Origin of the sequence: Cerasibacillus sp., assembly GCF_036516575.1 — a bacterium.
Taxonomy (GTDB): domain Bacteria; phylum Bacillota; class Bacilli; order Bacillales; family Amphibacillaceae; genus Cerasibacillus.
Genome location: NZ_DATBTY010000060.1, coordinates 33541 through 50034 on the forward strand (window position 1 = coordinate 33541; position 16494 = coordinate 50034).

14 protein-coding genes are annotated in these 16494 nt (G+C 36.7%); all 14 read left to right on the top strand.

Annotated features, from left to right (window positions below):
* The first annotated feature begins 24 nt into the window (after positions 1–24).
* The 14 genes from VIG73_RS10040 (at position 25) to VIG73_RS10105 (ending at position 16492) form a co-directional block, all read left to right on the top strand.
* Positions 25–4314, top strand: coding sequence for a PolC-type DNA polymerase III (locus tag VIG73_RS10040; RefSeq protein WP_331641521.1), 4290 nt, complete (start codon positions 25–27; stop codon positions 4312–4314).
* 369 nt (positions 4315–4683) lie between these two features.
* The gene (gene rimP / locus VIG73_RS10045) at positions 4684–5157 is read left to right on the top strand and encodes a ribosome maturation factor RimP (RefSeq protein WP_331641523.1); all 474 of its coding nucleotides are present in this window, start codon (positions 4684–4686) and stop codon (positions 5155–5157) included.
* Between the two features lie 14 nt (positions 5158–5171).
* Positions 5172–6266: a transcription termination factor NusA gene (gene nusA, locus VIG73_RS10050; protein WP_331641525.1), complete on the top strand. Its 1095-nt coding sequence runs from the start codon at positions 5172–5174 to the stop codon at positions 6264–6266.
* Between the two features lie 12 nt (positions 6267–6278).
* The gene (rnpM, locus tag VIG73_RS10055) at positions 6279–6551 is read left to right on the top strand and encodes an RNase P modulator RnpM (RefSeq protein WP_331641528.1); all 273 of its coding nucleotides are present in this window, start codon (positions 6279–6281) and stop codon (positions 6549–6551) included.
* Complete coding sequence (locus VIG73_RS10060) at positions 6544–6846, top strand: YlxQ family RNA-binding protein (protein ID WP_331641693.1); 303 nt, start codon at positions 6544–6546, stop codon at positions 6844–6846. Before rnpM ends, VIG73_RS10060 begins: the two co-directional genes overlap by 8 nt.
* Before the next feature lie 22 nt (positions 6847–6868).
* Complete coding sequence (gene infB / locus VIG73_RS10065) at positions 6869–8950, top strand: translation initiation factor IF-2 (protein ID WP_331641530.1); 2082 nt, start codon at positions 6869–6871, stop codon at positions 8948–8950.
* Positions 8947–9225, top strand: a complete 279-nt coding sequence (locus VIG73_RS10070) for a DUF503 domain-containing protein (RefSeq protein ID WP_331641532.1) — start codon at positions 8947–8949, stop codon at positions 9223–9225. Before infB ends, VIG73_RS10070 begins: the two co-directional genes overlap by 4 nt.
* 27 nt (positions 9226–9252) lie before the next feature.
* Positions 9253–9594 (top strand): 30S ribosome-binding factor RbfA, encoded by a 342-nt coding sequence (gene rbfA, locus VIG73_RS10075; protein ID WP_331641534.1) that lies wholly within the window; start codon positions 9253–9255, stop codon positions 9592–9594.
* Positions 9595–9693: 99 nt separating this feature from the next.
* On the top strand, positions 9694–10584 hold the full coding sequence (gene truB / locus VIG73_RS10080; RefSeq protein WP_331641536.1) for a tRNA pseudouridine(55) synthase TruB: 891 nt from the start codon (positions 9694–9696) through the stop codon (positions 10582–10584).
* A gap of 27 nt (positions 10585–10611) precedes the next feature.
* Positions 10612–11556 carry a bifunctional riboflavin kinase/FAD synthetase gene (locus tag VIG73_RS10085; protein WP_331641538.1) on the top strand — a complete coding sequence of 315 codons (945 nt, stop codon included), beginning with the start codon at positions 10612–10614 and terminating at the stop codon, positions 11554–11556.
* A 129-nt stretch (positions 11557–11685) separates the two neighbouring features.
* A complete protein-coding gene (gene rpsO / locus VIG73_RS10090) occupies positions 11686–11955 on the top strand; it encodes a 30S ribosomal protein S15 (protein ID WP_331641540.1) in 270 nt (89 codons plus the stop codon).
* 117 nt (positions 11956–12072) lie between these two features.
* Positions 12073–14193 carry a polyribonucleotide nucleotidyltransferase gene (gene pnp, locus VIG73_RS10095; RefSeq protein WP_331641542.1) on the top strand — a complete coding sequence of 707 codons (2121 nt, stop codon included), beginning with the start codon at positions 12073–12075 and terminating at the stop codon, positions 14191–14193.
* Positions 14194–14298: 105 nt separating this feature from the next.
* The gene (locus tag VIG73_RS10100; RefSeq protein ID WP_331641545.1) at positions 14299–15237 is read left to right on the top strand and encodes a polysaccharide deacetylase family protein; all 939 of its coding nucleotides are present in this window, start codon (positions 14299–14301) and stop codon (positions 15235–15237) included.
* A gap of 28 nt (positions 15238–15265) precedes the next feature.
* On the top strand, positions 15266–16492 hold the full coding sequence (locus tag VIG73_RS10105) for a pitrilysin family protein (RefSeq protein ID WP_331641547.1): 1227 nt from the start codon (positions 15266–15268) through the stop codon (positions 16490–16492).
* Positions 16493–16494: the final 2 nt, after the last annotated feature.

Sequence of the window (16494 nt, forward strand, 5' to 3'; positions counted from 1 at the left end):
ATTTGAAGCACTGGGGGAAGAACAATGAGTATGTCAACAAATGATAAAATGAAGATCTTATTAGATCAAATTGGATTGTCTCACTTAGAACAAACATATTTTAAAGATGCGAAACTAACGCAACTCGATGTTTTTAAACAAGAAAAGTTATGGCATTTTCATATTGAAATCGAGACGCTACTGCCATTTAATATATTTCAATCCTTTTTATCCGCAATAAAAAAATCCTTTCAAAATCTAACTCAAGTAACGTTTACTTTCTATACCCAATCAAAGGAATTTGATACCGAGCAAATAGCGGAGTATTGGAAATACTTTACACAAGTGACAGATTTATCTCCAGCATACAAAGATTTTATTCTACAGCAAATACCTGTTATTCAAAATCAAAAGATATCAATTAAAGCTCGAAACGATGCTGAGGCCGTAGCAATTAAAAAACGGCTTGAAAGTGATTTTCAAACATTTTGTAAAAGGATTGGCGCCCCTCTTTTTTCTTTAGATGTCCAAGTTGCTAATCAGGAAAATAATATTCGTAAGTTTAAAGAAGAACAAGCATTACAGGATCAAGAAATGGTCCTTAAAACGATTCGCCAAAAAGAAAAACGCGAGAAAGATAAACATCATGCTGAGAAAAACCGTACCTTTACGATTGGTTATCAAATTAACGATGAACCGATACAGATGGAAAATATTATCGAGGAAGAACGTCGTGTAACTGTACAAGGTTATATATTTTCAGTCGATATTCGTAAATTACGCTCTGGGCGCAGTCTATTAATCGTTAAAGCAACAGATTATACAGACTCATTAACAATTAAAAAGTTCTCTCGTGGAGAAGAAGATGCCGAGATTTTTGAACAATTAAAAAAGGGCATTTGGATTAAAGCACGTGGTAGTATCCAAACTGATATGTATACGAATGAATTAACGATGATGGCGAATGATATGAATGAAATCAAAGTAGCGACCCGAGTAGATACAGCACCAAAAGATGGAAAGCGTGTTGAATTACATGCTCATACGACAATGAGTCAGTTGGATGCTGTTGTTTCACCTAGTCGACTTGTTGAACAAGCTGCAAAATGGGGGCATTCAGCTATTGCAATCACAGATCATGCTGCTGTCCAAGGATTTCCAGAGGCACATAATGCAAGTGAGAAACATAATATTAAAGTTATTTATGGTGTCGAAGCTAATCTTGTAGATGATGGTATTCCGATTGCTTATAACGAGGCAGATGTTACGCTCGACGCAGCAACATATGTCGTATTTGACGTTGAAACAACTGGATTATCAGCTGTCTATGACACGATTATCGAAATTGCTGGTGTAAAAATACATCGCGGTGAAATAGTCGATCGTTTCGAATCTTTTGCTAATCCACATCATCCATTATCACAAACAACAATCGACTTGACTGGAATTACTGATGATATGGTAATGGATGCACCAGAAATAGGTGATGTTCTAAAAGACTTTCATGCCTGGGCGGGTGATAGTATACTTGTAGCTCATAATGCTAGTTTTGACATTGGATTTTTAAATCAAGGATATAAAAGAATCAACTATGATAAAATTACTCAACCTGTCATTGACACGTTAGAATTAGCGCGCTTTCTTTTTCCGGAACTACGAAATCATCGTTTAAATACATTATGTAAACATTTAAATATTGAGTTAACCCAACATCACCGCGCGATTTATGACGCGGAAGCAACAGGATATTTATTATGGAAGCTTGTTGAAAAATTATTAGAACAAGAGATTGATAATCATCAGTACCTTAATAATCATATGGGTGAAGGCGATGCCTATAAACGCTCCCGGCCATTTCATTGCATTATTTTAGCAAAGGATGAAATAGGTTTAAAGAATCTTTATAAACTCGTATCATTCGCCCATATAGACTATTTTTATAGGGTCCCACGCATACCGCGCTCCTTATTAGAAAAATATCGTGATGGACTCTTAATCGGTTCGGCATGTGATCAAGGTGAAGTATTTGAAACAATGATGCAACAGTCCATGGATGATGCAGAGCGAGTAGCTGAGTTTTATGACTATATCGAAGTTCAGCCACCAAGCAATTATACACATCTCATTGAGAAAGAATTAGTCCAAAATGAAGCACAAATACTAGACATTATCCGTAAGCTAGTAGAACTCGGAAATAAAATGGATAAACCGGTTGTTGCGACAGGCAATGCCCATTATATTGAAAACCATGAAAAACAGTATCGACAAATATTAATTGCTTCTCAAGCTGGTAATCCGTTAAATCGTCATCGGTTACCAGATACTCCGTTTCGGACAACCGATGAAATGCTTGATGAATTTCATTTTCTTGGTGAGACATTAGCTGAAAAGATTGTTGTAAAAAATACCAATCTCATTTCAGAAATGATTGAGGATATCTCGCCAATCAAGGAAGACCTTTATACACCGACAATCGAGGGAGCAGATCAAGAAATACGTCATCTCTGTTATACAAAAGCTAAATCAATCTATGGTGATCCAATACCAGAAATTGTAGAGAAACGGTTAGAAAAAGAATTATCGAGCATCATTAATCATGGATTTGCTGTCATTTATTTAATATCACATAAACTCGTGAAAAAATCTCTCGATGATGGCTATCTTGTAGGTTCAAGGGGATCAGTCGGTTCATCATTAGTCGCTACAATGACAGATATAACCGAAGTGAATCCTTTACCACCTCATTATGTATGTTTGACATGTCACTATCATGAATTTATTACAGACGGTTCATATGGTAGTGGATTTGATTTACCAGATAAAGAATGTCCTAATTGCGGAAATGAATTAACTAAGGACGGACAAGATATCCCATTTGAAACATTTTTAGGTTTTAAGGGGGATAAAGTACCAGATATTGACCTTAACTTCTCAGGACAATATCAACCGAAAGCCCATAATTATACGAAGGTTTTATTTGGCGAGGATAATGTATACCGCGCAGGAACAATCGGTACAATTGCCGAAAAAACAGCTTATGGGTATGTGAAAGGTTATGCTTCAGACCATTCTCTCGTTCTAAAAGGTGCAGAAATTGATCGGCTTGTACAAGGATGTGCTGGTGTTAAACGAACAACGGGACAACATCCAGGTGGAATTATTGTTGTACCAGATGAAAAAGAGATATTTGATTTTACACCGATTCAATATCCAGCTGATGATAGAAATAGTGAATGGAGGACAACACATTTTGATTTCCATTCAATCGAAGATAATTTATTAAAACTAGATATTCTTGGACATGATGACCCAACAGTCATTCGAATGCTACAAGATTTAACCGATATTAATCCGAAAACAATCCCAGTGGACGATCCAGAAGTGATGAAAATATTTTCAGGTCCTGAGCCGCTCGGGGTAACACCTGAACAAATAAATGATTGTCATACAGGGACTTTAGGTGTTCCAGAATTCGGAACTAGATTCGTGCGCCAAATGTTGGAAGACACGAAACCAACTACTTTTTCAGAACTCGTTATTATTTCAGGACTTTCACATGGGACTGATGTATGGTTAGGGAATGCTCAAGAACTTATCAATGAAGGAATATGTGAACTCCCTGATGTTATCGGATGCCGTGATGATATTATGGTCTATTTAATGCAAAAAGGGCTAGAAGCGTCAACAGCTTTTAAAATCATGGAATCCGTCCGTAAAGGTCGCGGTCTAACAGATGAATGGATTGAAGAGATGAACAAACACGGTGTCCCTGGCTGGTATATTGAATCATGTAAAAAAATAAAATATATGTTCCCGAAAGCCCATGCCGCCGCATATGTTTTAATGGCTGTACGGATTGCATACTTTAAAGTGCATCACCCAATTTATTTTTATGCAGCATATTTTTCAGTTCGTGCAAATGATTTTGATTTAGATACAATGATAAAAGGTGCAGATGCAATCAGACAACGTGTGACTGAAATAGATCAAAAAGGAAATGATGCGACACCAAAAGAGAAGAGTTTGTTAACTGTATTAGAGGTCGCACTTGAAATGTGTGAGCGGGGCTACTTCTTTAGTAAAGTTGATTTATATCGTTCAAGTGCAACAGATTTTATCGTTGAAGGAAATTCACTTATCCCACCATTCAATGCGGTAGATGGCTTAGGCACAAATGCGGCACTTAATATTGTGAAAGCAAGGGAAGAAGGAGAATTTCTCTCCAAAGAGGATTTACGTGAACGTAGTAAGATTTCAAAAACAGTTTTAGAATATCTCGATCAACATGGATGTTTAGAAGGAATGCCAGATCAAAATCAACTATCCTTATTTTAAATGGATTAGATTACGAAAATGGTATGAGTACATTTTTTATGGGGTTATCATTCAATTATCTAACAAATTAGGAGAAAAGAGGAAAATCAAACAGGTGGGGGAGTTCTCGTATATACTGACAGATTTATTACAATGACGAGGTTTGCATGTTTACTTATACTATGTTATAATTCCTTTGTAGCTAAGGAATTTTCGAGAAAAGAGTGGGTGATCCCCACTCTTTCTTCATACATTGTGCTTACACCAGCTTCCCTTGCCACTTTTCAATAGGCAAGGGTTTTATATTGAATGGTTTAAATGACCCTCGTGTAGAAGAATTGTAAATCGTACATAATAATACAAACGACATATTGTAAAGGAGGAAGACAATTGGGACGACAAGATATTATTAATATGACGGAGGAAATCGTTACGCCTATTTTACAAGAAGAAAATTTAGACTTAGTTGATATTGAATATGTCAAAGAAGGAAAAGACTTCTTCTTACGTATTTTCATCGACAAAGAGGGTGGTGTCGGTTTAAATGAATGCGAGCTCGTATCAGAAAAGCTCAGTGAACAATTAGATCAACATGATCCGATAAAAGGTGCCTATTTCTTAGAAGTCTCCTCACCAGGGGCAGAACGTCCATTAAAGACAAAGGCTGATTTTGAAAAACATGTGAATAAAAATATCTATGTCTCTTTGTATGCACCGATAGATGGTGAAAAGGAATATGAGGGAATATTAACACGTTTTGAAGATGACACTGCAACAATAGAATATAAAGTTATGACTAGAACAAAGGAAGTTAGCATTCCATTTGATAAAATTGCTCAAGCGAGATTAGCAGTTGTATTTTAAGGGGGAATAAACGAGTGAGTAGTCAACTGTTTGATGCAATCGATGCGTTAGCAAAAGAAAAAGGAATTGAAAAAGAGACATTACTAGAAGCATTAGAGGCCGCGTTGATTTCTGCATATAAGAAGAATTTTCAATCAGCAACAAATGTACGCGTAGAATTAAATGAAGACAAAGGTAGCATGCAATTGTTTTCTCGAAAAACAGTTGTTGAAGAAGTGGAAGATGAACAACAAGAAGTGAATCTTGAGGAAGCACAATCACTTGATCCGAATTATGAATTAGGCGATGTGATTGAAGTAAAAGTAACGCCGAAAGACTTCGGGCGTATTGCTGCCCAAGCTGCTAAACAAGTTGTAACACAACGGGTGCGCGAAGCAGAACGAGGTGTTATTTATCATGAATACATCGATCGTGAAGAAGATGTGATGACTGGTATTATTCAACGCCACGATTCACGCTTTGTTTATGTTGACCTTGGTAAAATTGAAGCAAAACTTCCACTATCTGAACAAATGAGTAATGAACAATATCATGCTCATGATCGGATAAAAGTATATGTAACGAAAGTTGAAAACACGAATAAAGGTCCACAAATTCTTATTTCTCGATCGCATCCGGGTTTATTAGTAAGATTGTTTGAGATGGAAGTTCCGGAGATATATGATGGAGTTGTAGAAATCAAATCAGTTGCGAGAGAAGCTGGAGACCGTTCAAAAATCGCAGTTCATGCAGAAGATCCGGAAATTGATCCAGTTGGGTCATGTGTCGGTCAGAAAGGACAGCGCGTGCAGGCTATAGTAGATGAACTTAATGGTGAAAAAATTGACATTGTTGAATGGTCTGAAGACCCTACTGTATACGTTTCAAACGCATTAAGTCCATCGAAAGTCATCGATGTCATTCTTGATGAAGATGAACGAGCAACAACGGTAATTGTACCTGACTATCAACTATCATTAGCAATTGGAAAGCGTGGACAAAACGCACGCTTAGCGGCAAAGTTAACTGGTTGGAAAATCGATATTAAAAGTGAATCAGAAGCCTTAGAAGAAGGGATTTTAAACGAAACAGACACTTATTCTGACATGGAAGAAGATTTGTTTGAATAAGGAGGGATTCAGATGGTTAAGAAAAGAAGAATACCGCTACGTAAGTGTGTTGTCACATCTGAAATGAAATCTAAAAAAGATATGATTCGCATTGTACGGGATAAAGAAGGAAAGGTATCTGTTGATCCAACTGGTAAATTGAGTGGACGGGGCGCCTATGTTTCTAAAGACTTGGTTGTGATTGATCAGGCAGAAAAAACAGGTGTATTAAAACGCCATCTGAATACAGATATCGACCAGCATATCTATGATGAATTGCGACAATTCGTTGATTCCGATGAATAATAAGCCGTATTTAAACCTTATTGGATTGGCATATCGAGCACGTAAATGCTCACTAGGTGAAGAAGCGATTATTAAGGATATACAAGAAAGTCGGGCTAAGTTAGTTCTCTTGGCGAATGATACAGGGAAACAGACGAAAAAGAAAATGACTGATAAATGTCATTTTTATAATGTTCCCCTTTATGTAGTTGATGATCGTGACACATTGTCAAAAGCAATTGGAAAAACAGATCGTGTTGCTATTGCAATACTTGATGACGGTTTTGCCAACAAACTTAAGACATTATTAGATTAGAAATTATTTTGGGGGTGAATATATGCGTAAAATGCGTATATATGAGTATGCAAAACAAGCAAAATTATCAAGCAAAGAAATCATTCAACACTTGAAGGAATTAAACATTGACGTATCTAACCATATGTCTACGATTACTGAGGATGTCGTGCAAAAGTTGAATCAAAAATTAAATCCAAAAAAAGAACAAAACAAACCGAAGTCAGAAGTAAAAACAAAACCTACAGAAAGTAAGCAACAAAAGAAAAAACACGAAAATAAAAAAGCAAGAAGCGCGAATAAAAAGAAAAAACAGAAACACGTACAGCAAGAACAAAGTAAACAACAGAAACCGAAAGAACAACCATCAACCCCGAACAAAATTGTATATAGTGGCACACTAACTGTTAGTGAACTGGCTAAAAAATTAAACAAAGATTCATCTGAAATTATTAAGAACTTACTCTTTTTAGGTGTTATGGCAACTAAAAATCAAGATTTAGATGATGATGCGATTGAACTCATTTGCTCAGAATACAATGTGGAAGTAGAAAAGGAAATCATTCTTGAAGATACGGACTTTGATAAATATATTCAAGAAGATAATCCAGAAGACTTACAAGAAAGACCAGCTGTTGTAACCATTATGGGTCATGTTGACCATGGTAAAACAACATTACTAGATGCGATTCGCCAATCTAAAGTAACGGCGGGTGAAGCTGGCGGTATTACACAACATATCGGTGCTTATCAGATTGAAGTCGAAGATAAGAGAATCACATTTTTAGATACACCGGGACACGAAGCTTTCACAAGCATGCGTTCACGTGGTGCAGAAGTAACGGACTTGGCTATCTTAGTCGTTGCTGCCGATGACGGTGTCATGCCACAAACTGTCGAAGCATTAAATCACGCCAAAGCCGCTGAAGTACCAATCATAGTAGCGGTCAATAAAATGGATAAAGAGACGGCAAATCCTGAAAGAGTAATGCAGGAATTAACAGAATATGAAATCATCCCTGAGGATTGGGGTGGCGATACCATTTTTGTACCGATTTCTGCACTAACAAATCAAGGAATCGCTGAACTCCTTGAAATGATATTACTCGTTGCTGAAATGCAAGAACTAAAAGCAAATCCTAAAACACATGCATTTGGCACTGTAATCGAAGCAGAACTTGACCGTGGCCGCGGGGCAGTTGCTACATTATTAGTTCAAAATGGTACACTTCATGTCGGAGATGCAATTGTTGTTGGTAATACATTTGGCCGTGTTCGTGCGATGCTCAATGATATTGGAAGACGGGTCCAAGAAGCAGGTCCATCAACACCTGTGGAAATAACTGGATTGAATGAAGTACCACAAGCAGGAGATCAGTTTCTTGTTTTCGCAGATGAGAAAAAATCTCGCCAAATAGGTGAGGCAAGGCATCAACAAGCTATTTTAGAAACTCGAAGCGAACATACAAAAGTAAGCCTTGACGACTTATTTGAGCATATTAAACAAGGTGAAATGAAAGCTGTTAAAGTCATCATAAAGGCAGATACCCAAGGTTCTGCTGAAGCACTTGCTGCTTCACTTCGCAAAATCGAGGTAGAAGGCGTGCGCATTGACATCATTCATTCTGGTGTTGGTGCTATTAATGAATCAGATATTTCATTAGCATCTGCTTCAAACGCTGTCGTTATTGGCTTTAATGTTCGCCCTGATGTAAATGCAAAGAAAGCAGCAGAAACTGAAAAGGTCGATGTACGTCTCCATCGAGTCATCTATAAGGCCATTGAGGAAATTGAGGCAGCTATGAAAGGTATGCTTGATCCAGAATATGAAGAACAAGTGATTGGTCAAGCAGAAGTACGTGAAACATTTAAAGTATCCAAGATTGGAACAATTGCTGGATGTTATGTCACAGATGGAAAAATCACACGTGATTCTGGTGTACGTTTAATCCGTGACGGTATTGTCCTTTATGAAGGCGAAATCGGTACATTAAAGCGATTTAAGGATGATGTCCGAGAGGTCGCACAAAACTATGAATGTGGTTTAACAGTGGAGAATTTTAATGATATTAAAGAAGGGGACATCATAGAAGCATTCATTATGAAAGAAATCGAACGTGTATGATTATATACGCCGAAGTAGAATGTCTATTGTATGAAGGGAACTCATTAAAACATAAACGGTCTCTGTTAAAGAAAGTGATGACTAAACTTAAAAACGAATTTAATGTTGCTATTGCTGAACTAGATTTTCATGATTTATGGCAACGTACGAAATTAGGTATTGTTACGATTTCGAATGAAAAGGCACATGCAGAGAAAGTGATGCAAACTGTATTGCAAATGATCGATACCTTTCCGGAATTGGAACGTACGTTAACGGAAATCGAACATGTGTGAGATATGGTATAAGTTGAGGTGAGAAGTGTGAGTAAGATTCGTGCAAATCGTGTTGCTGAACAAATGAAGAAAGAACTTGGCGATATTTTAACACGAAAAATTAAAGACCCACGCATCGGATTTGTAACTGTGACTGATGTTGAAGTAACGGGTGATTTACAACAAGCTACTGTTTATGTTTCGATTTTAGGGAGTGAGGAAGAGAAAAAGGAAACTCTTCTTGGCCTATCAAAGGCAAAAGGATTTATTCGCTCCGAAATCGGTAGTCGCATTCGCCTACGCAAAACACCTGAAATCACGTTCGAGTTTGATGAGGCATTAGAATATGGCAATCGCATTGAAACCATTTTAAAGAAATTGGATCAATGAGCATGTGTAGATGGTCAAAATAAGAGTAAAATTAATCTGACTTATCTTGGATAAGATAAGTCAGATTTTTCCATAACATGCTTAAAATGGGGTGGAAAGATGGACGGAATATTACCATTATGGAAACCAAAAGGGATGACTTCTCACGATTGTGTGATTCAAATAAGAAAGATGTTTAAAACAAAAAAAGTCGGTCATACAGGGACACTCGATCCAGAAGTTGAAGGGGTTTTACCGATTTGTATTGGAAAAGCTACAAAAATCGTCCCCTATCTAATGGATACAACAAAAACATACGTCGCTGAAGTAACATTAGGTGTGGCTACTGAAACGGAAGATGCGCATGGTAAGGTAATCGAACAAGCGGATATTGAAAAACCACTTACAGTTGCAGATATTGACGACACATTACAGTCTTTTGTTGGGGAAATAACGCAAATACCACCCATGTATTCAGCTGTCAAGGTAAAAGGAAAACGGCTTTATGAATATGCACGCGAAAATAAAATGGTGGAGCGCCCTGAACGACAGGTAACTATTTATCAAATCACTCGTAAAGAAATATCTGATGATCGTCATGTTTTCTCCTTTGAAGTCGTCTCTTCTAAAGGAACTTATATTCGGACTTTATGTGTTGATATAGGTCGGAAGCTCGGATATCCAGCACATATGTCACATCTCGTAAGAACTGAAACTGGGGCATTTCATAAAGAAAATTGTGTCACATTTGATATGATAGAACGAGCAGTACTCAAGCAAAAACAAATGGATTTACTAGTTCCTATTGGTGATGGACTGAAACATTTACAAAGAATAACGGTTGACGCTCTTACAAAACAAAGGGTATTATATGGACAGAAATTACCAATACTGGATCAATTATCTACAGATAAACCATTTGCTATTTTTTATGAGAATGAATTGCTTGCAATCTATCAAAAAGATCAAAATAATCCTAAGCAAATACGGGCATTACGCGTTTTTAATTGAACTGGAAAGCGTAGGTGATGATGTAAATTGAGAACGATTGAATTAACTTACCCACATATATTATCAGAGGATAGTTTACCGGAAACAGTCGCAGCAATCGGCTTTTTTGATGGGATACATAAGGGACATCAAGAAGTAATAAATGCTGCGATTTTAAAAGCAAGAGAAAAAAACATGGAAAGTGCTGTTATTACATTTCATCCTCATCCGTCAGTTGTTTTAAATAAACAAAAGAAAAACGTTAAATATATTACACCTATTCGTCAAAAACAGGAAATTTTACAACAAATGAACGTTGACCGTTTGTATATTATTAAATTTAATAAAGAGCTATCAAGTTTATCACCACAGCAGTTTATCGATCATTTTATTATTGGCCTTCATATTAAACATGTTGTTGCTGGATTTGACTTTACTTTCGGTCATAAAGGAAGCGGAAATATGGAAAACATAAGTCAATTTACACGAGGTTCATTTACATATACGACCGTTTCTAAAGTGGAAAATGATGAAGAAAAAATTAGCTCGACAAGAATTCGCAACCTATTAGCAAGTGGGGATGTCACTCAAGTGAATGAACTATTAGGTCGGCCGTTATCATTATATGGAACCGTTTTATCTGGTGCAAAACGTGGGAGGAAACTCGGATTCCCAACAGCCAACTTAAATGTTGAAGAAGATTTATTACTTCCTAAGCCAGGCATTTATGCTGTTAGAGTTCTTTACAAGAATAGAACGTATGAAGGAATGGCGAGTTTAGGAACAAATCCTACATTTCCGGAAGATGAGTTCCGTTTATCTTTAGAGGTTAATATCTTTGATTATAATCATGATATTTATGGTGAGGAATTATTACTTGAATGGCATGCCTATATACGAGATGAAGCTAAATTTCCATCTGTAGAGGCATTAATAAAACAATTAGAAGATGATGAAAGAACCATTCGGGCATATTTCCAATCCGAAAATTAATTAACTTTATGACTTGCATTTTTTTTGGAAAACAGGTAATCTAGAAAAGATAGAACCATCGCTTGGCAAATCGTAACTCCGACGTTTGCTAGGGGATTGGTGCTCTAATAATACTAGGAGGTGTGCCAGATGGCATTAGCAAAGGAACGTAAGAACGAAATAATCAATGAATATAAAATTCATGAGAATGATACAGGATCACCTGAAGTACAAATTGCTGTTCTTACAGAAGAAATTAATAATCTGAACGAACATTTACGTACACATAAGGGTGACCATCATTCACGTCGCGGTTTAATGAAAATGGTTGGGAAACGCCGTAATCTTCTCGTTTATTTACGTAATAAAGATGTAACCCGTTACCGTGATTTGATTAAAAAACTTGGTTTACGTAGATAATATAGAAAAGCAGGAGAGATCCTGCTTTTTTTGTATCTTAACTTTTACTCCATTTACAATTTTAAAAAATAACTATAGTATAGAGATAGAAAGATATTGAAAGGAGTTCTTATTTATATGTCAGCAAATAAGAAAGTATTTTCCACAGAGATAGCTGGAAAAAAATTCACAGTTGAAATCGGAGAATTAGCTAAACAAGCAAATGGCGCCTGTATGATTCAATATGGAGACTCTTCGGTTTTAGCAACAGTAACTGCATCGAAAACAGCAAAAGACTTACCTTTTTTTCCATTAACAGTTAACTATGAAGAACGTTTATATGCTGTTGGAAAAATTCCAGGAGGATTTATTAAACGAGAAGGACGACCGAGTGAAAAGGCTATTCTCGCATCACGTTTAATTGATAGACCACTACGTCCATTATTTCCAGAAGGGTTCCGTAATGAGGTACAAGTGATTAGCACCGTTATGAGTGTTGATCAAGACTGTTCTACTGAAATTGCTGCAATGATAGGTTCATCAATCGCCTTATCAATTTCAGATATCCCATTTGAACAACCAATCGCTGGTGTACAAGTAGGTCGTATCGATGGTGAATTCATTATTAATCCAACCGTTGAGGAAGCAGAGAAAAGTGATCTTGAATTAACGGTAGCTGGAACAAAAGATGCTATTAATATGGTTGAAGCGGGAGCAAATGAATTACCTGAAGAGGTCATGTTAGAAGCAATCATGTTCGGCCATGAGGAAATTAAGCGAATCGTTGCCTTCCAAGAGGATATTATTAAAGAAGTTAGTAAGGAAAAGATGGAAGTCGAGCTTTTTGATGTTGATGAATCATTAGCAAAAGAAGTAAGAGAAAATGCTGAAGCTAAGCTTAATGAAGCAATTCAAGTTCATGAGAAACATGCACGAGAAGAAGCGATTGAACAGGTTAAAGAAGACGTTCTTCTTTCATATGAAGAAAAGGCTGAAGAAGAACCAACAATTCTTGGCCGTGTGAGTGCTGTTCTAGATCAAATCATTAAAGAAGAAGTCCGTCGTTTAATCACGCAAGAAAAAAAGCGTCCTGACGGAAGAAAACCAGACGAAATCCGTCCGCTGTCATCACGTGTCGGTCTATTACCACGTACACACGGCTCTGGTTTGTTTACACGTGGACAAACACAAGCTTTAAGTGTATGTACACTGGGTGCGTTAGGTGATGTGCAAATACTGGATGGATTAGATTTGGAAGAATCTAAGCGGTTTATGCATCACTATAATTTCCCACATTTTAGTGTAGGCGAGACAGGCCCAATTCGTGGACCAGGCCGCCGAGAAATTGGCCACGGTGCATTAGGTGAACGTGCATTAGAATATATTATCCCTTCTGAGAGCGAATTTCCTTACACGATTAGACTTGTCTCTGAGGTTTTAGAATCTAATGGTTCAAGTTCACAGGCAAGTATATGTGCAAGTACTTTGGCGATGATGGATGCAGGCATTCCAATTAAAGCACCAGTTGCTGGTATAGCGATGGGGCTTGTAAAGAATGGTTCCGATTATACAATTCTGTCAGATATTCAAGGCATGGAAGATGCTTTAGGTGATATGGACTTTAAAGTAGCTGGAACGGAAAAAGGAATTACTGCTCTTCAAATGGATATAAAGATTTCTGGTCTATCGGAAGAAATACTAAGTGAAGCACTCGCCCAAGCGAAAATTGGTCGTATGCATATTTTAACATCCATGTTAGAAACGATTCAGAAACCACGTGAAGAATTATCACCATATGCTCCAAAAATCTTAACAATGGAAATTAATCCAGATAAAATCCGCGATGTCATTGGACCAAGTGGAAAACAAATTAATCAAATTATTGATGAAACCGGAGTTAAAATTGATATTGAACAAAATGGTGAGATTTTCATTTCATCTGAGAATTCGGCTATGAATGAAAAAGCCAAGAAAATAATAGAGGACATCGTTCGCGAAGTTGAAGTTGGTGAAATGTATTTAGGAAAAGTTAAACGGATTGAAAAATTTGGTGCCTTCGTAGAACTTTTCAAAGGAAAAGATGGACTCGTACACATTTCAGAACTCGACGTCAAACGGACGAATAAAGTAGAAGATGTCGTTAAACTTGGTGATGAAATCATGGTGAAAGTAATCGAAATTGATTCACATGGTCGCATTAACCTCTCACGTAAGGCTGTTTTAAAAGAACAAGAAAAACAAGCAAAACAAAATCGGTAACACAACAATGAAGAAGCTGGAAAACCAGTTTCTTTTTATTTCGAATAAGTGCTTGCATATCTAATCCCCCCCTTTCATATAATTGAACCAGGGGAGGGACAAGACATGATCCGATGGCAACAGTTTGCTCAACTGTTTCTTTTTATTTTATTGGTCATCCTAACATGGAAAGTACCAAATCATCCGTTCATTAAAGACGGCGCATTTATTACAGTAAGTAAGCAGAATGATTCATTATATAAAGAAATTGAACAAAAGGCTAAACAGTATGATGAAAAGCCAGAAGATGCTTATATTGATGATGTATGGAAGAAAACTCCAGGACGTAATGGAGTAAAAGTCAATATTAATAAATCATATAAAAAAATGATGAAAAAAGGTATGTTTGATGAATCGTATCTTGTGTTTGATGAAATTCCACCGCAACAATCACTCAAAGATTTAGCTGCCTCTCCGATTTACCGTGGTCACCCTAAAAAGGAAATGGTTGCCTTTTTAATCAATGTGTCATGGGGAACAGAACATGTCCCGAAAATATTACATACATTAAAGAATAATCATGTTAAAGCGACATTTTTTATTGAAGGGAAATGGGCTAAAGAACATGTTGACTATGTGCGTATGATAGCTGAACAAGGACACACGATTGGTAATCATGCCTACAATCATCCGGATATGGCTCGTATGTCAAAACAAGAAATTGAAAGCCAAATTGTTCAAACAAATGAGATATTACATTCCATTACTGAAAAGGAGCCAAAATGGTTTGCTCCACCTAGTGGCAGTTATTCTAACTTAGTTGTCGCGACCGCACATCAATTGAAGATGGAGACGATTTTATGGACAGTAGATACAATCGACTGGAAGAAACCATCCGTATCTGTTATGCTGAATCGCGTGATGAATCATATTCATCCTGGAGCCACTATATTAATGCATCCTACACCCGTCATTGAGAATGGCCTAGAACAATTAATCGAATTAATAAAAGCAGAAGGATATCGCATTGGTACGATAGACGAATTATTATCGGAAAAAAGATAAAGTAAGTTCATATTAGGGGGACATGCCAGTGATAGAGAAACATGTTTGTAAAAATGGATTGCGGATCGTTTCAGAATTTATCCCAAGTGTTCGTTCCGTAACAATGGGAATATGGGTATTATCGGGATCTAGACACGAAACGAAGGAAACCAATGGGATTTCACATTTTATTGAGCATATGTTTTTCAAAGGAACAAAGTCAAAAAATGCTCAAGAGATTGCCGAAGCGTTTGATTCTATTGGAGGCCAAATCAATGCCTTTACATCAAAAGAATATACGTGTTACTATGCTCGGGTTCTAGATAATCATAAAGAATATGCACTGAATTTATTAGCAGATATGTTTTTTAATTCAATTTACGAACAAGATGAAATGAATCGTGAGAGAAAAGTGGTCATGGAAGAAATTAAAATGTATGAAGATACACCAGATGATATTGTTCATGATTTATTAGCACGAGCATCATATGGGGATCATCCATTAGGCTATCCAATTTTAGGTACAAAAGATCAACTTGATTCTTTTACTAAAGATACGATTCTAGATTATATTGGTAAACGTTATCATCCAGAAAATGTTGTCATATCGATTGCGGGCCATTTTGATGAACAGTTTATTCATTTAATCGATGATTTATTTGGTGGATATGAAAAGAAACATGCATGCGAACAAATGCAAGCAGCACCAACTTTTTTAGCAAAACATATTAAACGAGCTAAAGAAACAGAACAAGCCCATCTTACTTTAGGATATAATGGATTGTCAGCCCATGATGATTCTTTGTATAGTATGGTTGTGTTAAATAATGTATTAGGTGGTAGTATGAGTTCGCGTTTATTTCAGGAAGTAAGGGAAAAACGCGGCCTAGCTTATTCTGTTTTTTCATATCATTCGTCTTTCTTAGATAATGGCTTATTAACCATTTATGCAGGTACAGGAAATGCTCAGCTTCCATTACTGAAGGAAACCATTTTTCAAACAATCGAAGAACTTGTTGAAAATGGGATAACCGAAAAGGAACTCCGAAATAGTAAAGAACAACTTAAAGGAAATATCGTCTTAGGCTTAGAGAGTACAAATAGTAGAATGAGTCGTAATGGAAGAAATGAACTCCTACTCGGGCGTCATCGTACGATGGATGAAGTGATTCACATGATTGATCAAGTAACATTAGGTAGTACACAAGCAGTCATTCAGCGTGTATTTAACCAAAACTACGCCTCAGCACTTATTGCGCCTGAAGTTAAGAAATAATT